The sequence below is a fragment of the Mitsuaria sp. PDC51 genome, assembly GCF_900113225.1.
Taxonomy (GTDB): Bacteria; Pseudomonadota; Gammaproteobacteria; order Burkholderiales; family Burkholderiaceae_C; genus Roseateles.
In genome coordinates this window covers 704,809-731,066 of sequence record NZ_FOZE01000002.1, presented here as the reverse complement: position 1 = coordinate 731,066, position 26,258 = coordinate 704,809, and the positions used below count along the sequence as shown (strand labels likewise).

21 protein-coding genes are annotated in these 26,258 nt (G+C 71.9%); 15 read left to right on the top strand and 6 right to left on the bottom strand.

The window, feature by feature from the left end:
• Positions 1-25 precede the first annotated feature (25 nt).
• Together BM393_RS14620 and BM393_RS14615 are read right to left on the bottom strand one after the other, a co-directional pair.
• Positions 26-409, bottom strand: a complete 384-nt coding sequence (locus BM393_RS14620; protein ID WP_091727460.1) for a VOC family protein — start codon at positions 407-409, stop codon at positions 26-28.
• Positions 410-417: 8 nt separating this feature from the next.
• Positions 418-876: a hypothetical protein gene (locus BM393_RS14615; RefSeq protein WP_091727455.1), complete on the bottom strand. Its 459-nt coding sequence runs from the start codon at positions 874-876 to the stop codon at positions 418-420.
• Between the two features lie 418 nt (positions 877-1,294).
• On the opposite strand from BM393_RS14615, the gene BM393_RS14610 reads away from it, so the two are divergent.
• The 6 genes from BM393_RS14610 to BM393_RS14585 all read left to right on the top strand — a co-directional run bounded on the left by BM393_RS14610 (position 1,295) and on the right by BM393_RS14585 (position 8,398).
• Complete coding sequence (locus BM393_RS14610) at positions 1,295-2,740, top strand: efflux transporter outer membrane subunit (protein WP_254783453.1); 1,446 nt, start codon at positions 1,295-1,297, stop codon at positions 2,738-2,740.
• A gap of 21 nt (positions 2,741-2,761) precedes the next feature.
• Complete coding sequence (locus tag BM393_RS14605) at positions 2,762-3,967, top strand: efflux RND transporter periplasmic adaptor subunit (protein WP_091727449.1); 1,206 nt, start codon at positions 2,762-2,764, stop codon at positions 3,965-3,967.
• 2 nt (positions 3,968-3,969) lie between these two features.
• Positions 3,970-5,925 carry a MacB family efflux pump subunit gene (locus BM393_RS14600; RefSeq protein ID WP_091727445.1) on the top strand — a complete coding sequence of 652 codons (1,956 nt, stop codon included), beginning with the start codon at positions 3,970-3,972 and terminating at the stop codon, positions 5,923-5,925.
• 132 nt (positions 5,926-6,057) lie between these two features.
• Positions 6,058-6,264, top strand: a complete 207-nt coding sequence (locus tag BM393_RS14595; RefSeq protein WP_091727440.1) for a hypothetical protein — start codon at positions 6,058-6,060, stop codon at positions 6,262-6,264.
• Positions 6,265-6,375: 111 nt separating this feature from the next.
• Entirely contained in the window at positions 6,376-7,281 is a 906-nt protein-coding gene (locus BM393_RS14590; RefSeq protein ID WP_091727436.1) for an SDR family NAD(P)-dependent oxidoreductase, read from the top strand.
• 61 nt (positions 7,282-7,342) lie between these two features.
• Positions 7,343-8,398, top strand: a complete 1,056-nt coding sequence (locus BM393_RS14585; protein ID WP_091727431.1) for a nitronate monooxygenase family protein — start codon at positions 7,343-7,345, stop codon at positions 8,396-8,398.
• Positions 8,399-8,410: 12 nt separating this feature from the next.
• On the opposite strand, the gene BM393_RS14580 is transcribed toward BM393_RS14585, so the two are convergent.
• On the bottom strand, positions 8,411-9,406 hold the full coding sequence (locus BM393_RS14580) for an aldo/keto reductase family oxidoreductase (protein ID WP_091727428.1): 996 nt from the start codon (positions 9,404-9,406) through the stop codon (positions 8,411-8,413).
• A gap of 339 nt (positions 9,407-9,745) precedes the next feature.
• Between BM393_RS14580 and BM393_RS14575 the strand changes: the two genes are divergently transcribed.
• From BM393_RS14575 to BM393_RS14560, 4 genes are all read left to right on the top strand, one after another.
• Positions 9,746-12,748 (top strand): two-component regulator propeller domain-containing protein, encoded by a 3,003-nt coding sequence (locus BM393_RS14575; RefSeq protein WP_217648447.1) that lies wholly within the window; start codon positions 9,746-9,748, stop codon positions 12,746-12,748.
• A gap of 229 nt (positions 12,749-12,977) precedes the next feature.
• Positions 12,978-13,214 carry a hypothetical protein gene (locus tag BM393_RS14570; RefSeq protein WP_091727421.1) on the top strand — a complete coding sequence of 79 codons (237 nt, stop codon included), beginning with the start codon at positions 12,978-12,980 and terminating at the stop codon, positions 13,212-13,214.
• Between the two features lie 262 nt (positions 13,215-13,476).
• Positions 13,477-15,021 carry a methyl-accepting chemotaxis protein gene (locus tag BM393_RS26380; protein ID WP_091727417.1) on the top strand — a complete coding sequence of 515 codons (1,545 nt, stop codon included), beginning with the start codon at positions 13,477-13,479 and terminating at the stop codon, positions 15,019-15,021.
• 73 nt (positions 15,022-15,094) lie between these two features.
• Complete coding sequence (locus BM393_RS14560; RefSeq protein WP_091727413.1) at positions 15,095-17,758, top strand: 2-oxoglutarate dehydrogenase E1 component; 2,664 nt, start codon at positions 15,095-15,097, stop codon at positions 17,756-17,758.
• 34 nt (positions 17,759-17,792) lie between these two features.
• Here the strand turns inward: BM393_RS14560 and BM393_RS14555 are convergent, their stop codons facing one another.
• The 3 genes from BM393_RS14555 to BM393_RS14545 form a co-directional block, all read right to left on the bottom strand.
• Positions 17,793-18,695 carry an NAD(P)-dependent oxidoreductase gene (locus BM393_RS14555; protein WP_091727410.1) on the bottom strand — a complete coding sequence of 301 codons (903 nt, stop codon included), beginning with the start codon at positions 18,693-18,695 and terminating at the stop codon, positions 17,793-17,795.
• A 56-nt stretch (positions 18,696-18,751) separates the two neighbouring features.
• Positions 18,752-19,888 carry a PilT/PilU family type 4a pilus ATPase gene (locus BM393_RS14550; RefSeq protein ID WP_091727406.1) on the bottom strand — a complete coding sequence of 379 codons (1,137 nt, stop codon included), beginning with the start codon at positions 19,886-19,888 and terminating at the stop codon, positions 18,752-18,754.
• Between the two features lie 78 nt (positions 19,889-19,966).
• The gene (locus BM393_RS14545; protein WP_091731552.1) at positions 19,967-21,010 is read right to left on the bottom strand and encodes a type IV pilus twitching motility protein PilT; all 1,044 of its coding nucleotides are present in this window, start codon (positions 21,008-21,010) and stop codon (positions 19,967-19,969) included.
• Between the two features lie 25 nt (positions 21,011-21,035).
• Between BM393_RS14545 and BM393_RS14540 the strand changes: the two genes are divergently transcribed.
• The 5 genes from BM393_RS14540 to BM393_RS14520 all read left to right on the top strand — a co-directional run bounded on the left by BM393_RS14540 (position 21,036) and on the right by BM393_RS14520 (position 26,225).
• On the top strand, positions 21,036-21,749 hold the full coding sequence (locus tag BM393_RS14540; RefSeq protein ID WP_091727402.1) for a YggS family pyridoxal phosphate-dependent enzyme: 714 nt from the start codon (positions 21,036-21,038) through the stop codon (positions 21,747-21,749).
• A complete protein-coding gene (locus BM393_RS14535; RefSeq protein WP_091727398.1) occupies positions 21,750-23,285 on the top strand; it encodes a diguanylate cyclase in 1,536 nt (511 codons plus the stop codon). It abuts the gene before it with no gap.
• Between the two features lie 369 nt (positions 23,286-23,654).
• Complete coding sequence (locus BM393_RS14530; RefSeq protein WP_091727394.1) at positions 23,655-25,217, top strand: methyl-accepting chemotaxis protein; 1,563 nt, start codon at positions 23,655-23,657, stop codon at positions 25,215-25,217.
• Between the two features lie 75 nt (positions 25,218-25,292).
• Entirely contained in the window at positions 25,293-25,631 is a 339-nt protein-coding gene (locus tag BM393_RS14525) for an energy transducer TonB (RefSeq protein ID WP_091727391.1), read from the top strand.
• 78 nt (positions 25,632-25,709) lie between these two features.
• Positions 25,710-26,225, top strand: coding sequence for a hypothetical protein (locus BM393_RS14520; protein ID WP_141225339.1), 516 nt, complete (start codon positions 25,710-25,712; stop codon positions 26,223-26,225).
• The last annotated feature ends 33 nt before the right edge of the window (positions 26,226-26,258 follow it).

The following is a 26,258-nucleotide window of genomic DNA, read 5'->3' as shown; positions in this document are numbered from 1 at the left end:
CGCGCCGCGATGGCGCGGATGGCGCTCAGCGCTCGTAAAGCTCGAGCGGCAACCCGTCCGGGTCGGCGAAGAAGGTAAAGCGCTTGCCGGTGAGCTCGTCGACGCGCACCGCCTCGACGCTCACGCCCCGCGCTTCGAGCTCGGCCTTGCCGCGCTCGACGTCGTCCACCTCGAAGGCCAGATGGCGCAGCCCCTGGGCCTCCGGATAGGACGGCCGCGGCGGCGCGCCGGGAAAGCTGAACAGCTCGATCTGCGAGCCGTCCGGCAGCGCCAGGTCCAGCTTGTGGGAGCGCCGCGCCTCGCGGTAGGTCTCCGCGATCACGCGCAGGCCCAGGACCTCGGTGTAGAAGCGGCGCGAGCGCTCGTAGTCGGCGCAGATGATCGCGGCATGGTGGATGCGCAGCAGCATGGGTGGGCTCATCGCGGATCGGCGCTCGCGACCCGCTCGCGGGAACCGGCGACGAAGCGGTAGTCCACCGCCGGCGTCGCGGGGGCGTCGCCGGCCTCCAGCGCGTAGGCGTGCAGGTGCACGGATTCTCCACCGGCATCGAACTGGCAGTGGCCCGCGAAGCGCGCGCCCTTGGCAACCCGGCGCTCGACGTCGTCCGCGTCGTCATGCACCTCGGCATTGATCCACACGTAGTCCAGCCCGTTCGGGCCGCGCTCGATCGAGGTCGAGCGCACCGGCTGCCCAAGCAGCATCGGACGCAGCAGCGCGATGCAGCGATCATGCTGGGTGGCTTCATGGGCGCTCATCGCCGGCTTGCCCGGGACGCGGTCAGCGCCGCAGGCGCTCAGCAGGGCGCCCAGGACCGCCACCGCGATCGCGGCGCGGACCGCGGTCGCAGGGCGCTGGATCGAGGAAAGGTCAGTCACGGCAACTCCTGGTTCGCCTCGCAGGGCGAAGTCGACAGCCTAGCCCTGTCACGTCAAGCGCGTGTGAATGGGGTTTATGCGCGCGATGCGCACCGCCCCTGATCTCGGGGACGACGGAACTCACACCCCGACAGCGCCGGTCCCATCGGCGATGTGCGACGGGTCCTGTGTCCACATGCATCAGTTCTGACATCGCGATTTACCGCCGCGTAAATCCGCGCGCCGGTCGCTGATGCATGATGCGCGGCACCGTTGACGCCACCGGCCCGCGCCCCTCGCGCCGGCGGCCGTCCCCGTTCCGTCCAGTCCGTCCGTCCGCTTGCCGATGACCCGACTCCCGTCTCCGGGGCCACGATCCGCCCGCCCGTCTGCCTCGCACCGTCCTTCATCCCGCTCTCCGATCCGGGCGCCGATCGCCGTGCTGGCCGCCGCGCTGACGCTGGCCGGCTGCGTCAACCTCGCGCCGGACTACCGCCGGCCCGACGCCGCCGTGCCGTCGCGGGGCACCGCCGCCACACCGGCCGCGACCGACGCCGCCGCGCTCGACTGGCATGCGGTGTTCCTGGACGAGCGCCTGCGCGGCGTTGTCGAGCTGGCCGTGCGCGAGAACCGCGACCTGCGCGTGGCCGCGCTGCAGGTCGACCAGGCGCGCGCCGCCTTCCGCCAGACCGAGGCGCAGCGGCTGCCGACGCTGACTGCCTCGGCCGGCGCCAGTCGCGGCGGCAGCGCTGGGCAGGTGACGCAGCAGGTGTCGCTGCAACTGGCGCTGGCCAGCTATGAACTCGATGTCTTCAGCCGCGTCCGCAACCTGAGCGCGTCGGCGGAGCAGTCGCTGCTGGCCGCCGACGAGACGCGGCGCAGCGTGCAGATCAGCCTGGTGGCCGAGAGCGCCAGCGCGTGGCTCACCTGGGCCGCGGACCTCGAGCGCCAGCGGCTGGCCCAGCAGACGCTGGAGAGCCAGGAGCGCTCCTTCGCGCTGACGCAGCGCCGGCATGCGGCCGGCGCCGTCTCGGGCCTGGTGCTCGCGCAGGCGCGCACGGCGCTGGACAGCGCGCGGGCCGACGTGGCCGCGTGGCCGGCGACGATCGCCCAGGACCGGCATGCGCTGGAACTGCTGCTCGGCGCGAGCTTGCCCGCAGCGCTCGAGCCGCAAGCGACCGATGCGCTCGCCACGGTCAGCCTGCTGGTGGACCTGCCCGGCGGCGTGCCGTCGTCGGTGCTGCAGCGCCGGCCCGACGTGCAGGCCGCCGAGCACGCGCTGATCGCCCGCCATGCCGACATCGGCGCCGCGCGCGCCGCGATGTTCCCGACGATCAGCCTGACCGCGAGCGCCGGCACCGGCAGCAGCGCCTTGTCGGGCCTGTTCAAGGCGGGCAGCGGGAGCTGGAGCCTCGGTCCGTCGGCGTCGCTGCCGATCTTCGACGGCGGCGCGCGCGATGCGGCGCTGCGCCAGGCCGAGGTCGGCCGCGACATCGCGCTGGCCAGCTACGACAAGGCCATCCAGACCGCGTTCCGCGAGGTGGCGGACGCGCTCGCCGTGCGCGCGACGCTGGCCGACCGGCTCGCGCTGCAGCAATCGCTGCTCGCGTCCTCGGAGCGGCAGCTGCGCCTGGCGGAAACGCAGTACCGCGCCGGCAGCACGACGCAGCTGGACCTGCTCGACGCGCAGCGCTCGCTGGTGAGCGCGCAGCAGGCGCTGGTGACGCTGCGGCTGAGCGAGCAGCTCAACCGCCTCACGCTCTACAAGGTGCTGGGTGGTGGCTGGCAGGCGCCGTCGGACGGGCCAGTCGCGCCGGCTGCTGCCTTGACCGGGACGACAGCAACGGCCGTGACGAGAGCGACGGCCGGCAGCGCCCGTGAATGACCAGGGATTGAGGGAGATCCGATGAAGCAGTGGATGAAGCCGGGCCGGCTGGTGGCGGTCGCGGCGGGCTTGGTGGTGATGGCGCTGATCGTGAAGGCGGTCTGGTTCAGCCCGCCTGCGCCGCCGCAGGTGACCTCGGCGGCGGTCGAGCGCGGCGACCTGGAGGTCAGCGTGCTGGCCACCGGCACGATCAATGCGTACAAGCTGGTGAGCGTCGGCGCGCGCGCGACCGGCGAGGTCAAGCGGCTGGCGGTGGCGCTGGGCGACAAGGTCAAGGAAGGCCAGCTGATCGCCGAGATCGATGCGCTGACGCAGCAGAACGCGCTGCGCGACGCGCAGGCCTCGCTGCGCAGCGCGGAGGCGCTGCTCGGCGCCCGGCAGGCGACGCTGGTCCAGGCGGAGCTGGCCGCGAAACGGCAGCGCGAACTGGCCGCCGGTGACGCCGGCGCCCGCGCCGACCTGGAGGCCGCCGAGGCCACGCTGAACACCGCGCGCGCCGATGTCGAGTCGCAGCGCGCGATGGTGGCGCAGGCGCGGATCAACGTCGACACCGCGCAGCTGAACCTCGGCTACGCCCGCGTGCTGGCGCCGATGGACGGCACCGTCGTCGCGATCGTGACGGAACAGGGCCAGACGGTGAACGCGGCGCAGACGGCGCCCACGATCATCAAGCTCGCGCGCCTGGACACGATGACGATCAAGGCCCGCATCTCCGAAGCCGACGTGCCGCGCGTGAAGCCCGGCATGCCGGTCCACTTCTCGCTGCTGGGCGAGCCGGATCGCCGCATCCAGGCGACGCTGCGCGCGGTCGAGCCCGGCGACACCACGCTGGCGGACAGCTCGGCGACCACCTCCACTTCCAGTTCCACGTCGGGCACGACCAACGCGATCTACTACAACGGCATCTTCGACGTGCCCAATCCGGACGGCACGCTGCGCATCAACATGACCGCGCAGGCGACCATCGTGCTGGCGCAGGCGAAGGCGGCGCTGACGATCCCGGTGGCGGCGCTCGGTGCGCGCGAGGGCAGCAGCGGCGATCGCCACAAGGTCCGCGTGCTCGGCGCCGACGGCCGCATCGAGGATCGCGTCGTCCGCGTCGGTCTGAACAACCGGGTGCGCGCGCAGGTGCTGGACGGCCTGAAGGAAGGCGAGCGTGTCGTGACCGCCGAGGCGGCGCCCCCCGGCGCGGCGAGCGACGGTCGTCGTCCGCCGCCGCGGATGTGAGCATGGCGGCCCTGCTCGAACTGCGCGGCCTGGTCCGCGAATACCCGGCCGGCGAAGGCACCGTCGCCGTCCTGCGCGATGTGGACCTGACGATCGAGGCCGGCGAGATGGTGGCCATCATCGGTCCGTCGGGCTCCGGCAAATCGACGCTGATGAACATCCTCGGCTGCCTGGACCGGCCCACGCGCGGCAGCTATCGCGTCGCGGGCCAGGAGACCGGCGCGATGGGACCGGACGAGCTCGCCCGCCTGCGGCGCGAGCACTTCGGCTTCATCTTCCAGCGCTACCAGCTGCTGGGCGACCTGGACGCGGTCGGCAACGTCGAGATCCCGTCGATCTACGCCGGCGCGGGCACCGCGCATCGGCATGCGCGCGCCCGCTCGCTGCTGGCGCGGCTGGGCCTGGCGGAGCGCCTGCATCACCGGCCCGGCCAGCTGTCCGGCGGCCAGCAGCAGCGGGTGTCGATCGCGCGGGCGCTGATGAACGGCGGCGACGTGATCCTGGCCGACGAACCCACCGGCGCGCTCGACCAGGCCAGCGGGCGCGAGGTCATGACCATCCTCGAGGAACTGCATGCCGACGGCCACACAGTGATCCTGGTGACGCACGACGCGCAGGTGGCGGCGCATGCGCAGCGGGTGATCGAGATCAGCGACGGCGTCATCGTCGCCGACCGGCGCCGGCCGGACGCGGCGCCGCCGGCGGTGCTGGCCAAGCCCGATCCGGCGCCGCCCGGCGCGGCCTGGGCGGCGGTGCTGGGGCGCGTGGCGGAGGCCACCGGCATGGCGCTCAAGGCCATGCTGGCGCACCGCCTGCGCACGCTGCTGACGATGCTGGGCATCATCATCGGCATCGCCTCGGTGGTGTCGGTCGTCGGGCTGGGGCAGGGCACGCGAGAGAAAGTGCTGGCCGACATCAGCGCGATGGGCACCAACACCATCGACGTCATGCCGGGCGAGGGTTTCGGTGACCGGCGCGCCAGCGCCATCCGGACGCTGCGGGCCGGTGACGCCGACGCGCTGGCGCAGCTCGACTACGTGGACAGCGTGACGCCGTCGGTCGCCGTGGCCGCGGGGCTGCGCTATCGCAGCGTCGACGTGAGCGCGACCGTCACCGGCGTCGGCGAGCAGTTCTTCCGCGTGCGCGGCTACACGATGGCGCAGGGCCGGGCCTTCGACGCGGCGGCGGTGCGCGCCCGGGCGCAGGACGCGGTGATCGACGAGAACGCGCGCAAGACGCTGTTCCCGAATGGCGAGCCGGCGCTGGGCGAGGTCATCCTGCTGGGCAACGTGCCGGTGCGCATCGTCGGCGTGACGGCGAAGAAGGCCAGCGCCTTCGGCAACGACGATGCGATCAACGTCTGGGTGCCCTACACGACGGCGATGAGCCGCATGACCGGCCAGGACTACCTGCGCAGCATCACCGTGCGGGTCAGCGACGCGGTGCCCAACGCGGCGGCGGAGCAGGGCATCCGCACCCTGCTGGCGCAGCGCCATGGCGCGACCGACTTCTTCCTGTTCAACACCGACAGCATCCGGCAGACGGTGGAACAGACGACGGCCACGATCACGCTGCTGATCTCGTCGATCGCGCTGATCTCGCTGCTGGTCGGCGGCATCGGGGTGATGAACATCATGCTGGTGTCGGTGACCGAGCGCACCGGCGAGATCGGCGTGCGCATGGCCGTCGGCGCGCGCCAGAGCGACATCCTGCGCCAGTTCCTGATCGAGGCCGTGCTGGTCTGCCTGATCGGCGGCGGGCTGGGCGTGTCGCTGGCGGTCGGCGCCAGCCTGCTGTTCAACCACTTCGCCGCGGGAATGGGGTTCCGGATGATCGTCTCGATGACGGCGATCGCCGGCGCCTTCGCGGTGTCCTCGCTGATCGGGGTGATCTTCGGTTTCCTGCCCGCGCGCAGCGCCGCGCGGCTGGATCCGGTGGAGGCGCTGGCGCGACCCTGAGAGGGGTTCCCCGGCCTGTCGCGCGACGGTGCAGTTCGTCCCTGCCGGACGACGGCCCGTCGGCCGCGACTTGGTCGCCGGGGACCGCTGCCTAGACTGCGCCGATTCCAACCCCCGAGAGGGACCCCCGTCATGACCGTTTCCGCCCTTCGTCCCCTGACCCTGCTGCTGGCCGCCGCGGCCGCCATGCTGAGCACCGGTTGCGTGATCGCGCCCAACTCCACCGAGGCCAGCACGCAGCGCATGGACGACGTGCGCCGGATGAGCGACCAGGCCACCGCCACCTGCGGCGCGGGCAACGTCAAGGAAGTGAACGCGAAGAGCTTCACCTGCAAGTGAGCCGGAAGGCGGGGCGGCGCCTCGAGCGCTTGCCCCCGTCTCCTGACAGGACTTGACGCGCGGCCCCTCGAGGGCCGCGTATCGTTTCCGCTCGCAGCAACGGGAGACGACATGAGCCCTGAACGGATCGAACGGCCGCTGGCCGGCCGCGTGGCCGTGGTGACCGGCGGGAGCCGGGGCGCGGGCCGGGGCATCGCGCTGGAACTGGGCGCCGCCGGCGCGACGGTCTACGTCACCGGCCGCAGCACCCGCGCGGAACCGGCGACGCAATACGGCCGCATCCAGGCGCTGTCGGGCCTGGACCGCATTCCCGGCACCATCGACGACACCGCCGACGAGCTCACCGCGCTGGGCGGTCGCGGCATCGCCGCCCGCTGCGACCATACCGACGAGGCGCAGGTGCGCGCGCTGTTCGAGCGGGTGCAGGCGGAGCAGGGCCGGCTGGACCTGCTGGTCAACAACGCCTGGGGCGGCCACGAGGTCTTCAGCGGCGTCTTTGACGCGCCGTTCTGGGAGCGCTCGATGGACGAGTGGGACGCGATGCTGGACCGCGGCGCGCGCAACCACCTGCTGGCCAGCCGCGCCGCGGCGCCGCTGATGATCGCGCGCGGCAGCGGCCTGATCGTCACCACCACCTTCTGGGACCGGGACCGCTTCCTCAAGGGCAACCTGGTCTACGACCTGGCCAAGGCGACGATGACGCGGCTGGCCGGCGCGATGGCGCAGGACCTGAAGCCGCATGGCGTGGCGTCGGTGGCGGTGTCGCCGGGCTGGATGCGGACCGAGTTCGTGCTCGCCGGCCATCACACCGACGAGGCGCACTGGCGCGAGCGCCCCGAGCTCGCGGGCACCGAGTCGCCGCGGTATGTCGGCCGCGCGGTCGTCGCGCTGGCGGCGGACCCGGCGGTGATGGCGCGCAGCGGTCGGGTCTGGCGCGTCGGCGACCTGGCCGCCGAGTACGGCTTCACCGACATCGACGGCCGCCGCATTCCGCCCTTCGAGTTGGACGCGGGCTGACAGGGGCATTGCGCTTGCGCGATCATCGCGGCTCGTTCCGTCGAGTCCAGGATCCGCCGCCATGCCCACCTCCAGCGCGCCCTTCGCCCCGTTCTTCCTCGGCACCCGCCTGCCGCTGATCCAGGCGCCGATGGCCGGCGTGCAGGACGCGCGGCTGGCGATCGCGGTCAGCAACGCCGGCGGGCTGGGCTCGCTACCCGCGGCGATGCTGGCACCGGACGCCCTGCTCAAGGAGCTGCAGGCGCTGCGCGACGGCACCGACAAGCCGTTCAACGTCAACTTCTTCGCCCACACGCCGCCGCCGCCGGACGAGGCGGGCGAGACGCGCTGGCGCGATCGCCTCGGCCGGTATTACGCCGAGTTCGGCATCGACGCCGCGCAGATCCCGGCAGGACCGGGCCGTCAGCCCTTCACCGCGGAGATCGCCGACCTGGTCGAGCCCTTCAAGCCGCCGGTCGTGAGTTTCCATTTCGGCTTGCCGTCGCAGGAACTGGTCGCGCGGGTGAAAGGGTGGGGCAGCCTGGTGCTGGGCAGCGCCACCACCGTCGACGAGGCACGCTGGCTCGAGGCCCACGGCGTGGACGGCGTGATCGCGCAGGGCTGGGAGGCCGGGGGCCATCGCGGCCATTTCCTCAGCGACGACCTGACGCGCCAGCCCGGCACGATGGCGCTGCTGCCGCAGATCGTGCGCGCGGTGCAGGTGCCGGTCATCGCGGCGGGCGGCATCGCCGAGGCCCGCGGCATCCGCGCCGCGCTGGCGCTGGGGGCGTCGGCGGTGCAGTTGGGCACGGCCTTCCTGCTGTGCGAGGAGGCGACCACCAGCGCCGTCCACCGCGCGGTGCTGCGCGATCCCGCGCATCACCACACGGCGGTCACCAACCTCTTCACCGGCCGTCCGGCGCGTGGTGTCGTCAACCGCGTGATGCGCGAGGTCGGCCCGCTGAACGAGGCGGCGCCGCGCTTCCCGCTGGCCACCGCGAGCATCGCGCCGCTGCGCGCGAAGGCGGAGGCGCAGGGCAGTGGCGACTTCTCGCCGCTGTGGGCCGGACAGAACTTCGCGGCGCTGCGCGAGATCGGCGCCGCCGCGCTGGTGACCGAGCTCAGCGCGGCCTTCTGACGCTCGTCGCGCTCAAGGCAGCGGCGCGCCGCGGGCCGCTTCGTAGAGCGCGTACCACTCGCCGCGGCTGAGCTGCACCCGCAGCGCATCGCCGCAGGCGCGGATGCGATCCGGATTGGCGCTGCCGATGACGGGCTGGATGCGCGCCGGGTGCTTCATCAGCCAGGCGAGCAGGATGCCTTCGGTGCTGACCTCGTGCCGCTGGGCCAGTTGCCGCACGAGCGCGCGTGCCGCCTCGTCGGCCGGGTCCTGCGCGGTGTCGCCGCTGAAGCGGCCGCGGGCCAGCGCGCTCCAGGCCTGCAGCTGGATGCCGTGCTGCTGGCAATGCTCCATCGTGCCGGCCCAGGCCAGCGCGCCAGGGCGGGCGCCGGCCTGACGGTCGTTGAAGCAGGTGGCCGCGTCCAGCGGCTCCAGGTGGCCTAGGCCCAGCTCCAGCTGGTTGACGACCAGCGGTTGCGCCAGCGCGTGACCCAGCCAGGCCATCTGGCCGCCGTTCATGTTGGACACGCCGAAATGCGCGACCTTGCCCGCCGCGCGCAGGCGCTGGAAGGCCTCGGCGATCTCGTCGGGCTGCATCAGCGGATCGGGGCGGTGCAGCAGCAGGATGTCCAAGCGCTCGGTGCCCAGGCGCTGCAGGCTCGCCTCGACCGCCTCGACGATGTAGCCGCCGGACAGGTCGTAGCGCTTGGGGCCCTCGTCGTCGGCGAAGCGTATGCCGCACTTGCTCTGCAGCACGAGGCGGTCGCGCAGCGAAGGCTGGCGCTTGAACAGCGCGCCGAAGACCGACTCGGCCTTGCCGAAGGTGTAGATGTCGGCGTGGTCGAACAGGGTGACGCCGATCTCCATCGCCGCCTCCACGGCGGCCTGCGCGTGGTCGACATCCGCGTCGCTCCACGGCTGCCGGTCCCAGCCGCCGCCCAGGCCCATGCAGCCGTAGGCGAGCGGGCTGGCGGTCGGGAGGTGCTGCTGCAGTGGAAGGGCGGGGATCGCGGGGTTCACGGAGCTCATGGCGGGACCTGCGTCGTGGCGGAAACGGACATCGCGCCCGGGAGGGCGCGATGCGGTGGAGGCGCCTTCGTCAGGCGCGCGGTGCGGGATTGTGACGCGACGGGCGGGCGAGGCGTTTCAGCGCGGTTTCATCGCCCGGCGCCGGGACGGGGCTGGCTCGCGTCATGCCCGGCAAGGCTTCACGCCCACCGCCCCCTGCCTTACGCGCCGGCGTGGCCCGTCCGTCAGCAACAGTCACAATCGGCGATTCCGCCCATGACAGTCGACCGGTCCGCCCCCACCGCCTTCGCCGAGCGCGCGCTTGCCGCGCGTGCTGCGTCCATCACGCCTGCCGCGTTCTTGCGACGCTCGTTCGCGGCGATGGCCATGCTGTTGGCGGCCGCCTTGGTCCCGGCGACGGCGGCACCGGTCGCGGCGGCGCGTGGCGCGAGCGCGCCGGCCGGCGCCGCCAGCGCGATCACCCCGGGCGACCTGGCGGATCCGGTCCGCGAGGTGAGCCAGTACAAGGTCGACCTCTGGCAGACCGAGCAGGGCCTGCCGCTCAACACCGTCCAGGCGCTGCTGCAATCGCGCGACGGCGGCCTGTGGATCGGCACCGCCGGCGGCCTGGCCCGTTTCGACGGCCGGCGCTTCATCAGCTTCGACGCCGCGCAGGCCCCGGACGTCGCCTCGCAGCCGGTCTTCGCGCTGCTGGAGGACCGCCAGGGCCGGTTGTGGATCGGGCACCCCGGCGGCGTCGCGGTCTACGCGCAGGGGCGCTTCAGCGCGGCGATCTCGAAGGCGCAGGCCGGTGGCCGCCGGATCTGGTCGCTCGCCGAAGACAAGTCCGGCGCGATCTGGGCCGCTGGCGACGGCGCGCTGGTCCGCTGGAAGGACGGCGCGGTCAAGACCTTCGGCGCCGCCGACGGCCTGCCCGCCGCGCGGCTGCGCACCGTCGCCTTCGACACGGCGGGCACGCTCTGGATCGCGACCACCGGCGCCGGCCTGTTCGCGATGACGACGGACGGCAAGTTCCATGTCTTCGACGCGTCGACCGGCTTCCCGCATCCCCAGGTGCGCTTCGTGCTGCCGGATCCTTCCGGCGGCGTCTGGGCCGCGACCGCCGGCGGCGGGCTGGTGCGCCTGCATGCGGTCGATCGCCCGGACATGCGCGTCTACACCACCGCCGACGGCCTGCCCAGCGACCACCTCACCGCGCTCGCCCGCGACCTCCGCGGCGACCTGTGGATCGGCAGCTGGGGCGCGGGCGTCAGCCGCCTCCACGACGGACGCTTCAGCACGATCTCCGCCGGGCCGGGGCCGGCCGGCGGGCTCGCCGGGAGCCAGGTCTGGTCCCTGATGGCGGACCGCGAGGGCAGCATCTGGGTCGGCACCTGGGTCGACGGCCTGAACCGACTGCGCAACCGCGCCTTCACCGCGATCGGCACGCCGGAGGGCCTGAGCCACGACAACGTCCGCTCCGTCGTCGCCGCGCGCGACGGCGCGATCTGGGCCGCGACCGCCGGCGGCGGCATCAACCGCCTGCGGGACGGCCGCATCACGACGTTGCGCCAGGCCGACGGCCTGCCCACCGACGAGGTCTCGACCATGCACGAGGCGCGCGACGGCACGCTGTGGATCGGCACCTACACCGCCGGCGTCGCGCGGCGGCTGCCCGACGGCCGCATCGAGCGCTTCGGCCCGGACAGCGGCCTGCCCGGCGTCGAGGTGCGCGCCCTCTACGAGGACCGCGACGGCACCGTGTGGGTCGGCACGCGCTCGGCGCTGGCGCGCTTCAACGGCCGCGGCTTCGAGCAGGTCCGCGCGCCCGGACTGCCCGACGAGGGCGTCGCCGCGATCCTGCAGGACCGCGCCGGCACGCTCTGGTTCGGCACCACCGGCCAGGGCCTGGTGCGCTGGCGCGACGGCAAGGCACGGCACTTCAGCACCGCCGACGGCCTGCTGTCCGACTGGGTCATCGCGCTCAAGGAGGACGCGCGCGGCGCGCTCTGGATCGGCACGAACGGCGAGGGCATCAACCGCCTCAAGGACGGGAAGATCGGCGCGGTGCGCCCGGCCGACGGCCTGTGGGACGGGCTGTCGCAGGTGCTCCTGGAGGACCGCGCCGGCAACTTCTGGATCACCTGCAACCGCGGTTTCTACCGCGTCGCCCGCGACGACCTGGACGGCCTGATCGACGGCCGGCTCAAGCAGGTCCGCTCGCTCGGCTTCGGCCCGGGCGACGCGCTGCGCGCCACCAGCTTCGCCGGCAACCTGCAGGCCGCCGGCGCGATCGACGCGGCCGGACGCGCCTGGCTGCCCTCGTCGTCGGGGCTGGTCGTCGTGGATCCGGCGCGCCTGCCCGGCGGCGGCGAGCCCCCGGCCGTGCGCATCGAGCAGATCAAGGTCGACGGCGCGCCCGTGCCGCTGGACGGCCGCCCGCTGGACCTGCCGCCCGGCCCGGTGGCGCTGTCGGTCAGCCTGGCCGCCTCCACGCTGCGCGAGGCCGACCGGGTGCGCTTCCGCTTCTGGATGGAAGGCCTGTCGCGCGGCTGGACCGACGTGGGCCAGGACCGCGAACTGACCTTCCCGGCGCTGTCGCATGGCGAGTACCGGCTGCGGCTGGCCGCCTCGGCGGATGGTCAGCGCTGGCGCGAGGCGCAGGCGCCGCTGCCCGTCACCGTGCGGCCGCGCTTCCACGAGACCGGCTGGTTCCATCTTCTGGTCGGCCTGGCGGCGATCGGCGGCTTCGCCGGCGCCGTGATGCTGCGGATGCGCCAGCTGCGCCGTCGTCAGGTCGAGATGGAACGCCTGGTGGCCCGGCGCACCGAGGAACTGCGCCAGGCCAATGAGCATCTGAAGCAGCTGTCCTTCCTCGACGCCGTCACCGGCCTGCCCAACCGCCGCCGCTTCAACGAGGCGGCCGACGAGGAATGGCGCCGCGCGCGCCGCGCCGGCACCTCCCTGGCGCTGGTGCTGGCGGATGTCGACGCCTTCAAGCCCTACAACGACCAGCTGGGCCACCTCAAGGGCGACGAGTGCCTGGCGGCGGTCGGCGCGGTGTTGGGGGCTTCCATCGGGCGGGCGGGTGACCTCGCGGCGCGTTATGGCGGCGAGGAATTCGTCGTGCTGCTGCCCGGCGCCGACCGCGACGCGGCGCTCCGGGTGGCCGAGCACATCCGCGCCGCCATCGAGTCGCTGGCGATCGCGCACCCGGCCTCGCCGGTGGGGCCGGTGATCACCGTCAGCCTGGGCGTCGCCGCCTGCGTGCCCGACGACGAGCGCGGGCTGGAGAGCCTCATCGCCGAGGCCGACGACGCGCTCTACGCCGCCAAGCGCGACGGGCGCAACCGCGTGCGTTGAGGCGTCGGCGGGGGGCGGCGCCGGGGCGACGACTGGCCCCCACGCAGGCGCGTCGGTAGCCGGCGCGTCCTCTGCCAGGGGGATGCGGCCCTGTTCGGCCGCAAGGATTTCATTCCCGTGAAGCGAGCAAGGGTGTACAACCACGGACACCGCGTCACCCGTGTCCGTGCGCGCCTCCCCTCGCGCCCGTCGACCCGGCATCCCAGCGTCCGTCCGACCGTTGCCGACCATGACGACCACGCCTTCCGTCCGCCAGCACAGAGGCCGCACCTATGTTCTCGACACGCTCGGGCAGGGCGCCGGGCCGTGGCGGGGCCGCTTCGTCGTCAAGGGCGAAGAGGATGGCCGGCCGGGCGTCACCGCCTGGCATGAGCTGGAGGACGAGTTCCCGTCACCCGACGAGGCCGTCGCCCACGCCGACCGGGTGGCCTGCCAGTACATCGCCACCTTTGCGGAACAAGCGTGAGCAAACACGCGAGTCGCCCACTCCGCCAAGCCGCGTGCCCGGCCCCAATTCGGCGCGTGCGGCGCCTGTGGCGGGGGCATGCGCGCCGCGCCGGCCCTTCCTGACGAATCGAAGCGCGCAATGACGCGGGCCGCCGGCCCGTGGGCATCCTGCTTGCCCACGCCGCTCCGCCCATGGGTCCGGGGCCGGTTCATCCGGTCGCTTGCCGGCCCGCGCATTGCCCCGTCCAGGACTGACCGTGGGCTTTCAGGGAGAAAAGAACATGCCGACGTTGTCCAACTTCAAGATCGGAACGCGGCTGGCCGCCGCGTTCGCGATCGTGATCGCCTTGCTGCTGCTGGTGCTGGCCGTCGCCGTTTCGGTGCTCAATCGCACCAGCGGCACCATGGACCGGGTGGTCGATGACCGCTACGCCCAGATCGCCGTGAGCGACGACATCAAGAATGTCGGCGACCGCGGCGTGATCGTGATCGGCCGGCTGCTGATGGCCACCGATCCCGCGCAGGTCAAGCGCTACATGGACGAGTACGCCCTCGTCCGCGCCGCCAACACCGAGAACTTCGCGCGCTTCGAGAAGATGCTCAACACCGACGAGGCCAAGGCGATCTTCGCCGAGCAGTCGGAGGCCCGCAAAGCCTACGGGGCGGCGGTGCGCAAGCTCTTCGACCTGATCGCCGCGGGCCAGCGCGAGGAGGCCATGGCCGTCTACCAGGGCGACATGGCGCAGCTGCAGGTGCGCTACTACGCGCTGATCGACAAGATGGTCGAGTACCAGTCCAAGGCCATGGCCGACGACGTCGCCCGGGCCAAGGCGGACGCGCAGCGCTCCAAGCTCTGGATGAGCGTGGTGGCCGCGATCGCCGTGCTGCTGGGCGTGGTCACCGCCTACAGCATCACCCGCTCGATCACGCAGCGCATCCACGGCGCCATCGCGCTGGCGGAGGACGTCGCCAAGGGCGATCTCACGCCCCGCGAGCTGCCGCAGAGCAGCGACGAGATCGGCCGCCTGATCGCCGCGCTGCAGCACATGGTGCGCAGCCTGCACCGGATCGTCTCCGAGGTGCGACAGGGCGCGGACACGATCTCGGCCGCCGCCCGCGAGGTGGCGCAGGGCAACGCCGACCTGTCGGCGCGCACCGAGGCCCAGGCCAGCGCGCTGCAGCAGACGGCGTCCGCGATGGAGCAGCTCACCGCCGCGGTGCGCATGAGCGCCGACAACGCCGACCAGGCCAATGCCAGCGCCGCGTCCGCGTCGCAGGTGGCGAGCGCGGGCGGCAAGGCGGTGGGCGAGGTGGTCGCGACGATGAGCTCGATCTCCGCGTCCTCGCAGCGCATCGGCGAGATCATCGGCACGATCGACGGCATCGCCTTCCAGACCAACATCCTGGCGCTGAACGCCGCGGTCGAGGCCGCCCGGGCCGGCGAGCACGGCCGCGGCTTCGCGGTCGTCGCCTCGGAGGTCCGGGCGCTGGCGCAGCGCTCGGCCGGTGCCGCGCGCGAGATCAAGGACCTGATCGTCGCGTCCACCGAGCAGGTCGGCGCCGGCAGCCGGCTGGTCGAGCAGGCCGGCGCTACCATGACCCAGGTCGTCACCGGCATCCAGCAGGTCAGCGGCGTCGTCGCCGAGATCAGCGCCTCCAGCCGCGAGCAGAGCATGGGCATCGAGCAGGTCAACATGGCCATCATGCAGATGGACGACACCACGCAGAAGAACGCGGCGATGGTCGAGCAGAGCACCGCCTCGGCCAAGGCGCTGGAGGACGAGGCCGCCCATCTGAACAACGCGGTCCGCGCCTTCGTGCTGTAGCGCCGGCGCGCCCCGTGCCCGCGGCACTGTCATCGCCGCGCCGTCTTCGTCGACTCACCAGGGAGCGACCCGCATGAACGACAGGATCCAGGAGGGCGCGACGGCGCCCGCATCCCTTTCCCCCGCACCGTCCGCTTCGTCGCCGGTCTCGCCGCCCGCCGCGGCGCGCTGGCGCCCCGAGGTGCTGGCCTTCATCGAGGCGCACCGCCGCGACGGCCACCGCAGCGCGCGGCTCGACCCGCTGGGCGTGTCGAGGCCCGCCGATCCGGGGCTGCTCGATCCGCAGTGCTTCGGCCTGCAGCCCGGCGAATGGCTGTCGCCGGCCGGCGCGCCGCTGTGGAGCGCGCGCACCGTCGGTGACCTGGACCGCGCGCTCAAGGCCATCTACTGCGGCGGCCTGGCCTTGGACGCCAGCGCGGTGCGCGACGCGTCGCGGCGCGACTGGCTGCATCACGAGATGGAGGCCTCGCCGCCGGTGCCGGGCGGCGCCGCGGAGCGGCTCGCGCTGCTGGACCGGCTGATCCGCGCGCAGGGCTGGGAGGAGCATGTCGCCCAGGCCTTCCCGCATGCGAAGCGCTTCTCGCTGGAAGGCAACGAGACGCTGATCCCGCTGCTGGACGCGCTCTGCGCCGAGGCGGCCGACCACGGCGTGCGGCGGATCTTCCTGGGCATGCCGCACCGCGGGCGGGTCAACGTGCTGGTCAACCTGATGGGCTTCCCGCCGGCGCGGGTGCTGGACCACTTCGATCCGAAGTCGCCGCATCCGGAGCGCCACACCGACCTGGTCTATCACCTGGGCGGCGAGCGCGAGCTGGACACGCCGCGCGGCCGCCTGACGCTGACGCTGGCGCACAACCCGTCCCATCTGCAGAGCGTGCATCCGGTGCTGACCGGCCTGGCGCGCGCCTGCCAGGACGCGCTCAGCCGCGAGCGCGCCGACCAGGACGGCCGGCGCCTGGTGCTGCCGCTGATGCTGCATGGCGACGCCGCCTTCGCGGGGCAGGGCGTGGTGATGGAGACGCTGATGCTGGGCGGCAAGCCGGGTTACACCGTCGGCGGCACGGTGCACGTGATCATCAACAACCAGGTCGGCTTCACCGAGCCCAACCCGATGAGCGCCTGGCCCGCGCAGTACTGCACCGACGTCACCCGCATGATCGATGCGCCGGTCCTGCGCGTGAACGCGGACGAGCCCGAGCAGGCGCTGCGGGCCGCCGCGATCGCGATGGCCTGGCGCGCGCGCTTCGGTTCCGACATCGTCATCGACCTGATCGGCTACCGCCGGCTCGGCCATTCGGAAAGCGACGTGCCGGCGCTGACGCGGCCGCGCATCCATGCGCTGACGCAGTCGCACCCGACCATCGTCGATCGCTACGCCGCGGCGCTGCGCGCCGATCGCGTCGTGCCGCCCGACACCGACCTGGCCTCGCACGTGACGCGTAGCCGGGTGCGGGCCCACCAGGCCTTCTCCGATCCCGCGCTGCCGGCCGAGGACGAGACGCCGTCGCCGCTGCGCCGGCCGGGCACGGTGCCGGCCCTGGACGCGGCCGGCGTGCAGGCGCTGATCGACCCGATGACGAGCCTGCCCGACGGCTTCGAGCCGCATGCGATGGTGCGCACGCTGGTCGACCACTGGCGACGCATGGCCGGGCTGGCCGAGCCGCCGCTGCGGGCCGACTGGTGCTTCGCCGAGAACCTGGCCTACGCCACCATCCTGCGCGGCGGACTGAACGTGCGGGTCTCCGGCATGGACGTGCGCCGCGGCACCTTCCTGCACCGCCAGGCGGTCTGGACCTCGCAGGAGGCTGGCGGCGCGCGCGACGGCACGGCCGCGGAGTTCGTGCCGCTGCGCCAGGTGGCGGCCGGCGACGGCCCCAGCGGCCGCTTCGACATCCACAACTCGCCGCTGTCCGAGGAGGCGGTGCTGGGCTTCGAGTACGGCTACAGCGTCGGCGCCGCGCGCACGCTGACGGTGTGGGAAGCGCAGTTCGGCGACTTCGTCAACGGCGCGCAGGTCTTCGTCGACCAGTACATCAGCTCCGGCGAGGAGAAGTGGGGCGACACCTCCTCGCTGGCGGTGCTGCTGCCGCATGGCAACGAGGGCATCGGGCCGGACCACTCGAGCGGTTACCTGAGCCGCTTCCTGCAGCTGTGCGGCGAGGACAACCTGCGCGTGGCCTGCCCGTCGACGGCGGCGCAGTGGTTCCACCTGCTGCGCCGGCAGGCCTTCGACACGCTGCGCAAGCCGCTGATCGTGATGTCGCCCAAGGGCACGCTCTATTGGGAGAAGGCCTCGCACGCCGGGATCGAGGAACTCACCGGGGGCAGCTTCCAGACGGTCATCGACGACACGACGGTCGAGGACCCGCGCCAGGTCGAGCGCCTGCTGCTGTGCAGCGGCAAGGTCTATTACGACCTGGACCGCGGGCGGCGCTCGGTCGCGCGGGCGGACCTGGCGGTGGCGCGGATCGAGCAGTTCTATCCGTTCCCGGCGCAGGCGCTGGAGGCCTTGCTGGCGCGGTATCCGGCGCTGGTGGAAATCACTTGGGTGCAGGAGGAGCACCGGCAGCAGGGCGCCTGGTCCTTCATCCGCGAGCAGATGGATGAGCTGCTGCCGCCGCATGCGCGGCTGCGCTGCGTGGCGCGCCGGCCGAACGGCTCGGGCGCCACCTCCTCGCACGCCATCCATCAGCTGGAGCAGGTGGAACTGGTCGCCCGCGCGCTGGGCGAAGCCTAGGCGCGCCGCGCCCGCAACCGGCGCCGGGCGCGCTTCAGCGCAGGCGCTTGATCAGGCTGGAGGTGTCGAGGCGGCCGCCGCCCTCGGCCTGCACGTCGGCATAGAACTGGTCCACCAGGGCGGTCAGCGGCAGGCGCGCGCCGTTGCGGCGCGCCTCGTCGAGCACCAGCCCGAGGTCCTTGCGCATCCAGTCCACGGCGAAGCCGAAGTCGAACTTGTCCTCGACCATGGTCTTGCCGCGGTTGTCCATCTGCCAGCTCTGGGCGGCGCCCTTGCCGATGACCTCGAGCACCAGCGGCATCGGCAGGCCGCTCTTCTGGCCGAAGGCGATCGCCTCGGACAGGCCCTGGACGATGCCGGCGATGCAGATCTGGTTGACCATCTTCGCGAGCTGGCCGGCGCCGGCCTCGCCCACGCGGGTCACCGCCTTGGCGAAGTGCATCGCGACCGGCTGGATGCGCCCGAAGACCGCCTCGTCGCCGCCGCACATGACGGTCAGCGCGCCGTTCACTGCGCCGGCCTGGCCGCCGGAGACGGGGGCGTCGATGAAGTGCAGGCCCTGTCGCGTCGCTTCGGCCGCGAGCTCGCGGGCGACTTCCGCCGAGGCGGTGGTGTGGTCGACGAGGACCGCGCCGGGCTTCATGCCGGCGAAGGCGCCGTCGGTGCCCAGCACGACCGAGCGCAGGTCGGCGTCGTTGCCGACGCAGCAGAAGACGATGTCGGCGCCCTGGGCCGCCTCACGCGGCGTCGCGGCCGACTGCCCGCCGAACTCGGCGACCCAGGCCTGCGCCTTCGCGGGCGACCGGTTGTAGGCGACGACCCCATGCCCGGCCCTGGCGAGATGGCCCGCCATCGGGAAGCCCATGACGCCGAGGCCGAGGAAGGCGACGCGCAGGGGAGGGAGGGAGTCGTAGGAACGCTGGCCGATGCTGCTCATGGAGGAACCTGTCGGTGGGTGGATGAAGACCCGCCGATTGTGTCCCTCCCGCGCGCTCAGACGATGGTCAGGTGTTCGGTGCCCGACGCCAGGTCGCCGCTGCGCGCCCGCTCGCTGTTGAGCTTGATCTGCAGCCGCAGGTCGTTGACCGAGTCGGCATTGCGCAGCGCGTCCTCGTAGGTGACCTTGCCGAATTCATAGAGGTCGAACAGCGCCTGGTCGAAGGTCTGCATGCCGAGCTCGCGCGAGCGCTTCATGATTTCCTTGATCTCGCCCACCTCGCCCTTGAAGATCAGGTCGCTGATCAGCGGCGTGTTCAGCAGGATCTCGACCGCGGCGATCCGGCCCTTGCCCTCCTGGCGCGGCAGCAGCCGCTGCGAGACCAGCGCCTTCAGGTTGAGCGACAGGTCCATCAGCAGTTGGGCGCGGCGCTCTTCGGGGAAGAAGTTGATGATCCGGTCCAGCGCCTGGTTGGCGCTGTTGGCGTGCAGCGTGGCCATGCACAGGTGGCCGGTCTCGGCGAAGGCGACGGCGTGCTCCATCGTCTCGCGGTCACGGATCTCGCCCATCAGGATCACGTCCGGCGCCTGGCGCAGCGTGTTCTTCAGCGCCTGCTCCCAGCCTTCGGTGTCCAGGCCGACCTCGCGCTGGCTGACGATGCAGTTCTTGTGCGGGTGGACGAACTCGACCGGGTCCTCGATCGTGATGATGTGGCCGTAGGTGGTCTCGTTGCGGTGGTCGACCATCGCCGCCAGCGTCGTGCTCTTGCCCGAGCCGGTGGCGCCCACCAGGATCACCAGGCCGCGCTTGGTCTGGGTGACGTCCTTCAGGACCACGGGCAGGTCCAGCGATTCGATCGTCGGCAGGGTCTGGGGGATGGTCCGCAGCACCAGCGCCACGTGGCCCTGCTGGATGTAGGCGTTGACGCGGAAGCGGCCGATGCCCTGCGGCGAGATCGCGAAGTTGCACTCCTTGGTGCGCTCGAAATCGGCCGCCTGCTTGTCGTTCATGATGGCCCGCGCCAGCTGCAGCGTGTGCTGGCCGGTCAGCGGCTGGGGCGACACCTTGGTCACCTTGCCGTCGACCTTGACCGCGGGCGGGAAGTCCGCCGTCAGGAACAGGTCGGAGCCCTTGCGCGACACCATCAGGCGCAGCAGGTCGTTGATGAACTTGGTGGCCTGATCGCGTTCCATGGCGAGGTCCTGTCCTTATGCCGGGGCGCCGTCGCTCAGTCGCCCGGGTCCCGGTCGTGTTTGTCGTTGGGGGGCGGGTCAGCCGGGGAAGTTCTCGGGGAACTTGGCCTTCAGCCGGGCCTCGGCCGGGCTGATCATGTTGCGGCGGACCAGGTCGGTGAGGTTCTGGTCCAGCGTCTGCATGCCCAGGTTGTTGCCGGTCTGGATCGAGGAGTACATCTGCGCGATCTTGTTCTCGCGGATCAGGTTCCGGATCGCCGAGGTGCCCAGCATGATCTCGTGCGCCGCCAGCCGGCCGTTGCCGTCCTTGGTCTTGCACAGCGTCTGCGAGATCACCGCCTGCAGCGATTCCGACAGCATCGCGCGGACCATTTCCTTCTCCGCCGCGGGGAACACGTCCACGATCCGGTCCACCGTCTTGGCGGCCGAGGAGGTGTGCAGCGTGCCGAAGACCAGGTGGCCCGTCTCCGCGGCGGTCAGCGCCAGGCGGATGGTTTCCAGGTCGCGCATTTCGCCCACCAGGATGCAGTCCGGGTCCTCGCGCAGCGCCGAGCGCAGCGCGTTGGAGAAGCTCATCGTGTGCGGGCCCACCTCGCGCTGGTTGACCAGGCACTTCTTGGACTCGTGCACGAACTCGATCGGGTCCTCGACGGTCAGGATGTGACCGTACTCGTTCTCGTTGAGGTGGTTGATCATCGCGGCCAGCGTCGTCGACTTGCCCGAGCCGGTCGGGCCGGTGACCAGCACCATGCCGCGCGGCTTCATCGCCAGGTCCGCGAAGACCTTGGGGCAGTTGAGCTGCTCCAGCGTCAGGATCTTGCTCGGGATGGTCCGGAACACGGCGCCGGCGCCGCGGTTCTGGTTGAACGCGTTGACGCGGAAGCGCGCCAGGCCCTGGATCTCGAACGAGAAGTCGCACTCCAGCGTCTCCTCGTAGGTCTTGCGCTGGGCGTCGCTCATGATGTCGTAGACCATGTCGTGCACCTGGCGGTGCTCGAGGGCCTCGACGTTGATGCGGCGCACGTCGCCATGGACGCGGATCATGGGGGGCAGACCAGCGGACAAGTGAAGGTCGGAGGCCTTGTTCTTGACCGAGAATGCCAGCAGTTGGGTGATGTCCATGGGATAGGGAAAAGCGTTGGCGATTATGGCGACGATCTCCGAGAACATACAACAGCTCCATGGCCGCATTGAGAGGGCTTGCCTGCAGGCGTCGCGGCCCGTGCACAGCGTCACGCTGCTGGTGGTAACAAAGACTTTCCCGGCTTCGGATGTGAGAGAAGCGTTCGAGGCCGGCGAGTGCCGCTTCGGTGAGAACTACGTGCAGGAGGCCGTCGACAAGATCGATGCGCTGGCCGACCTGCGCGAGCGCGTCGAGTGGCACCTGATCGGGCCGCTGCAGAGCAACAAGACGCGGGTGGTGGCGGAGCGCTTCGACTGGGTGCACAGCGTCGACCGGCTCAAGATCGCCCAGCGGCTGGCCGAGCAGCGGCCGGCGGCGCTCCCGCCGCTGGACGTCTGCCTGCAGGTCAACATCAGCGGCGAGGCGTCCAAGAGCGGCCTGGCGCCGGCCGAGGTGGCCGAGGTGGCGCGCGCGGTCGCCGCGCTGCCGAGGCTGCGGCTGCGCGGCCTGATGGCGATCCCGGAGCCGGCCGCCACGCTGGAGGCGCAGCGGGTTCCGCACCGGGCGCTGGCCGGGCTGCTGGCCGCGCTCAACCGGGACCTCGGGCTGAGCCTGGACACCCTGAGCATGGGCATGAGCGCCGACATGGACGCCGCGATCCTGGAAGGCGCCACGATGGTGCGCGTGGGCTCGGCGATCTTCGGCGCGCGGACCCGTCCGACCCCGCCGGGGGGCTGAATGGAGCCGCTGCAGCGCCTGGCCGACCTGATGCCCGACACGCCGGGCAGCCTGTCGGTCCGGGCGCTGTGGCGCGAGGGCCGGGCGGTCGAGCGGCGCTGGCTGCTGGGCGGCTGGCTGGCGACCGTCGTCGCCTGCGTCGTGCTGGGCCTGCTCACGGTCCGCGAGGGCTGGTCCGGGATTCCCGTCGACCTGGGCGGCGCGGTCGCCTTCCTGACCTTCTACCCGCCGATCCCGCTGTGCCTGTGGTGGACGCTGTGCTTCGGCTGGCGCTGGGGCGCGGTGCCCGCCTGGGCGGCCACCTTCGTGCTGGCGGTCGACGCCGGCATGGCGCCGGGCTGGGCGGCGGTCTTCGCCTGCGCCAATCCGCTCGGGCTGGGCGTGCTGGCGCTGGGCTACCGGGCCGTCGGCGCGGCGCGCGGGCTGCGCAGCCTCAGAGCCTGGCTGTTCTTCGTGCCGCTGTGTTTCGTCGGCGCGGTGTTCAGCTCCGCCGGCGCGCTGATCTGGAATTTCAACCACGACCTCGCCGCCGAGCGCCAGTTGCCGATCTGGCAGGGCTGGTGGCTGGGCGCCTTCCTGCAGAGCGTGCTGCTCGGCGGGCCACTGATGGCGCTGAGCTGGCCGCGGCTCTCGCGCTGGATCGCGCGCCGGCCGGCGCTGTTCACGCCGCCGCCCAGCGGCCGCCGCGCGATGGGCCTGGGCCTGCTGTTCGCGATCGTGCTGGCGGTGCAGGGCTATGGGCTGGTGAGCCTGGGCCTGGGATCGCTGCAGCTGCGCGCCGCGCTGGCGAGCGGGGACTGGCGCCGGCTGGAGGAAGCGTCGCGGGTGATGCTCAGCACCGCCTGGGTGTTCTTCTGGGTGTTCACACTGATCGTGCTGTTCGTGGCGCAGTTCGGGTACCAGGCGCTGTCGCGCTGGCTGCGCTCGACCGAGGCGCTGGTGACCCAGCTCGCCAAGGTCAACGCGGAACTCGAGCAGCGCTCGCGCACCGACGGCCTCACGGGGCTGGCCAATCGGATGGCGACCGAGGAGGGCCTGCGCGCGCTGCTGCGCACGGTGCGGCGCTACCGCACGCCGTCCGCGCTGCTGATGCTTGACATCGACCACTTCAAGCAGGTCAACGACCACCACGGCCATGCCGCCGGCGACGCGGTGATCCGCGCCCTGGCGCAGGTGCTGAAGGACGCCTCGCGGGACGTCGACCTGCCGGGGCGCTTCGGCGGCGAGGAGTTCGTCATCGGGCTCGCCCACACTGACCTGGCCGGCGCGCGCCGCTTCGCCGAGCGCCTGCGCGAGCGCATCGCCGCGACGCCGGTGGCGCTCGACGCGAAGGACGGCGGCGCGGCGTCGATCTCGTACACCGTCAGCATCGGGGTGACCTTGCTGCGGGGCGACGACGCCGGCGTCGAGGACCCGCTGCGTCGCGCCGACGCCGCGATGTACCGCGCCAAGCAGGGCGGGCGCAACCGTGTCGAGCTGGATCGCGAGGACGTGGCGGCCGCGCCGTCGGCGTCATCCGCGCCCGACAAGCCCTGACCCTCCTGCCGCTGCCGGAGAGCGGCAAGCCCTGACCCTCGATGCGACGAGGCGCGCTGGCCGCGAGGCGGTTACGGCGCGGATACGGGCGCGACGCGGGCGACTCGCGAAGGAATGTGCAGGAATCATGAAACCGCGCCGAGCGCCGCATTAGGGCTTCTACCGAGCCAGTGAAAACGCCGTTTGCATTCAGTTGCAAGTGCCGCGTCAGAATTCACGGGCCCTCGGAACCGGCATCGATGCCCCGGATCAAGTCCAACGATGATCGCGCCGAATCCGATGGTCGGACCGCAGCGACGACGCCACGAGCGCCGACGTGCCCGCGCTGTCCGGCCAATCAACAACAACTGAATCGTTGCGAGGGAATCGATGTCGTTTCTATCCCGCCTGCGCATCGGCCAGCGCCTGACGCTGAGCTATGCGCTGCTGATCCTGCTGCTGATCGTGATCGGCGCTTTCGGCGCCCACAACGCCAGCCGCCTCTCCCATGACCTGAGCACGACGGCCGACTCCAGCCTCGTGAAGATCGCCCTGGCCAACACGCTGGAGAGCGACGTCAACATCATCGCGCGCGCCTCCCGCGACCTGCTGCTGCTGGACACGGCCAACGCGATCAAGCGCCAGAAGAACGACATCGCCGCCGCGCTCGAGGAGGGCCAGAAGCAGTTGGCCGAGCTCGAGGCCAAGGTCGCCGATGTCAAGGAGGACAAGGAAGTCGTGGCCAAGGTGCGCGAGCACCAGACAAGGTTCGCCGCCGCCGTGTCCAAGTTCCTGACGGTGCAGCAGGACGGCAGCCCGGACGAGGCCCGCGAGGCCCTGATCAAGGATGTGCGTCCGGCGCAGAAGGATTACCAGGACACGCTCAAGAGCCTGGTCGAGCTGCAGTTCGCCGGTGGCCGCGCGCTGGCCGAAGGCGGCGCGAAGCTGGCCAACCAGTCCATCGTCATCACCGGCCTGCTGGTCGTGATCGCCGTGGTCATCGGGGGTGTCGGCGGCCTGACGATCGCGCGGTCGATCATCGTGCCGGCGCGCAAGGCCAAGGACGCGGCGCAGGCGATCAGCTCGGGCGACCTGTCGCAGCACATCGACGTGCAGGGCTCCGACGAACTGGCGCAGATGCTGCACGCGATGCGCGACATGCAGACCGCGCTGTCGGGCGTGGTGGCCAGCGTGAGCGCCGCGGCGGGCGAGGTGGCCCAGAACTCCAACGAGATCGCCGGCAGCAACGTCGACCTGTCGGACCGCACCGCGCGTTCCGCCGAGAGCCTGCAGAACACCGCCGCGTCGGTGGAGCAGATCGCCTCCAACCTGAACGGCGCCAGCGAGCTGACCCGCAAGGCCGCCAGCATCGCCAGCAAGGCGCGCCAGTCGGCCTCGGCCGGCGGCACGGTGGTGAGCCAGGTCGTCTCGACGATGGAGGAGATCAGCGCGAGCTCGCGCAAGATCGGCGACATCATCGGCGTCATCGACGGCATCGCCTTCCAGACCAACATCCTGGCGCTGAACGCCGCGGTGGAAGCGGCCCGTGCCGGCGAGCACGGCAAGGGCTTCGCGGTGGTCGCGTCGGAAGTGCGGGCGCTGGCCTCGCGCTCGGCGCAGGCCGCCAAGGAGATCAAGGTCCTGATCCAGGAATCGTCCGTCAAGGTCGAGAACGGCACGGCGCTGGTCAACAACGCCGGCGCGACGATCCGCTCGGTGGTGGACGAGGTCAACAACATGGGCCAGCTGATCGAGGAGATCTCGCATTCGGCCCAGGAGCAGGCGGCCGGCGTCGGCGTCGTGAACAACGCGATGAACGAGCTGGACCGCGCGACGCAGCAGAACACCACGCTGGTCGACGAACTGACCCGCTCCACCGACTCGCTGCGCGACAGCAGCTCGCGCCTGGTGCAGGCCGTGGGCTTCTTCAGCACCGCCCGCTCCGCGACCTGAAGTCCCGGCTGCGCGAGTCGCCCAGTTCCTACCGGAAATCCCGCTTTCCTCACCCAAGACGTACGAGGTCCCAAGATGAGCAAGAACCTGATCCCCACCGTTTCCCGCAGCCTGCTGGGCCTGGCCGCCGCGCTGGTCCTGGCCGCCGGCGCCCATGCCACGCCGAAGATCGTCAAGAAGGTGCCGCCGGAGTTTCCGGCCGAAGCCGCCCGCCAGTCGATCTCGCAGGGCTCGGTGCGCGCCAAGATGAACATCGAGCCGGACGGCAAGGTCTCGGGCGTCGAGATCCTGGAGGCCGAGCCGCGCAAGGTCTTCGACAAGGCCGTCACCCGCGCGCTGATGGACTGGAAGTTCGAGCCCAGCGGCCAGAAGGAGACGCACGAGGTCAAGCTGGTCTTCAAGAACGAGGACTGAGCCGGGAGGTCGGGAGGCCCTGTGGCCGCCAGGGCCGAGATGAGCGCCCGGGCCTCGCCTCGCCTACACTCCGGCCCCATGTCCCGTTTGAACGCCACCGGTCCGCGCCGGCTCCTCTGGAGCCGCTGGCTGGTGCTGGCCGTCCTGGCCCTGACCCTGCCGCTGCAGGGGGCGCTCGCGGCCACGATGGGCATCGGCATGGCGCTGATGTCCGCGCACGGCGGCGGCGGCGTCGCGACGATGCCCACCGATTGCCATGAGATGGCCGGCATGGACATGGGCGCCATGCACATGGGCGCGATGGGCCACGACGGGACCGGCATGGGCGGCATGACGCACGGCGGCCATGACGGGGCCTCGACGGACCTGTCGCCGACGGACGCCGCTGCGCCGCACGATGACGGCGGGGATGCCGCCACCGATCACCACTGCGGCATCTGCCTGCAGTGCTGCATCGGCGCCGCGATGCCGATCGCGCCGCTGATGCTCGCCGCGCAGGACCTGCGCGACGCCACCCCCACGCTCCGCGCCATCGACGCGCCCGAGCAGACGCCGCAGCCGCTCGAGCGGCCGCCAAAAACCTTCCTCGCCTGAACGCCGGCGCTCGTCCTGGACGAGCCGCCGTGA

Excerpts from the sequence above, each read along its gene's own strand:
- BM393_RS14620 (WP_091727460.1), bottom strand. The coding sequence starts at position 409 with ATGCTGCTGCGCATCCACCATGCCGCGATCATCTGCGCCGACTACGAG.
- BM393_RS14605 (WP_091727449.1), top strand. The coding sequence starts at position 2,762 with ATGAAGCAGTGGATGAAGCCGGGCCGGCTGGTGGCGGTCGCGGCGGGC.
- BM393_RS14600 (WP_091727445.1), top strand. The coding sequence starts at position 3,970 with ATGGCGGCCCTGCTCGAACTGCGCGGCCTGGTCCGCGAATACCCGGCC.
- BM393_RS14595 (WP_091727440.1), top strand. The coding sequence starts at position 6,058 with ATGACCGTTTCCGCCCTTCGTCCCCTGACCCTGCTGCTGGCCGCCGCG.
- BM393_RS14590 (WP_091727436.1), top strand. The coding sequence starts at position 6,376 with ATGAGCCCTGAACGGATCGAACGGCCGCTGGCCGGCCGCGTGGCCGTG.
- BM393_RS14585 (WP_091727431.1), top strand. The coding sequence starts at position 7,343 with ATGCCCACCTCCAGCGCGCCCTTCGCCCCGTTCTTCCTCGGCACCCGC.
- BM393_RS14580 (WP_091727428.1), bottom strand. The coding sequence starts at position 9,406 with ATGAGCTCCGTGAACCCCGCGATCCCCGCCCTTCCACTGCAGCAGCAC.
- BM393_RS14570 (WP_091727421.1), top strand. The coding sequence starts at position 12,978 with ATGACGACCACGCCTTCCGTCCGCCAGCACAGAGGCCGCACCTATGTT.
- BM393_RS26380 (WP_091727417.1), top strand. The coding sequence starts at position 13,477 with ATGCCGACGTTGTCCAACTTCAAGATCGGAACGCGGCTGGCCGCCGCG.
- BM393_RS14560 (WP_091727413.1), top strand. The coding sequence starts at position 15,095 with ATGAACGACAGGATCCAGGAGGGCGCGACGGCGCCCGCATCCCTTTCC.
- BM393_RS14555 (WP_091727410.1), bottom strand. The coding sequence starts at position 18,695 with ATGAGCAGCATCGGCCAGCGTTCCTACGACTCCCTCCCTCCCCTGCGC.
- BM393_RS14550 (WP_091727406.1), bottom strand. The coding sequence starts at position 19,888 with ATGGAACGCGATCAGGCCACCAAGTTCATCAACGACCTGCTGCGCCTG.
- BM393_RS14545 (WP_091731552.1), bottom strand. The coding sequence starts at position 21,010 with ATGGACATCACCCAACTGCTGGCATTCTCGGTCAAGAACAAGGCCTCC.
- BM393_RS14540 (WP_091727402.1), top strand. The coding sequence starts at position 21,036 with ATGGCGACGATCTCCGAGAACATACAACAGCTCCATGGCCGCATTGAG.
- BM393_RS14535 (WP_091727398.1), top strand. The coding sequence starts at position 21,750 with ATGGAGCCGCTGCAGCGCCTGGCCGACCTGATGCCCGACACGCCGGGC.
- BM393_RS14530 (WP_091727394.1), top strand. The coding sequence starts at position 23,655 with ATGTCGTTTCTATCCCGCCTGCGCATCGGCCAGCGCCTGACGCTGAGC.
- BM393_RS14525 (WP_091727391.1), top strand. The coding sequence starts at position 25,293 with ATGAGCAAGAACCTGATCCCCACCGTTTCCCGCAGCCTGCTGGGCCTG.
- BM393_RS14520 (WP_141225339.1), top strand. The coding sequence starts at position 25,710 with ATGTCCCGTTTGAACGCCACCGGTCCGCGCCGGCTCCTCTGGAGCCGC.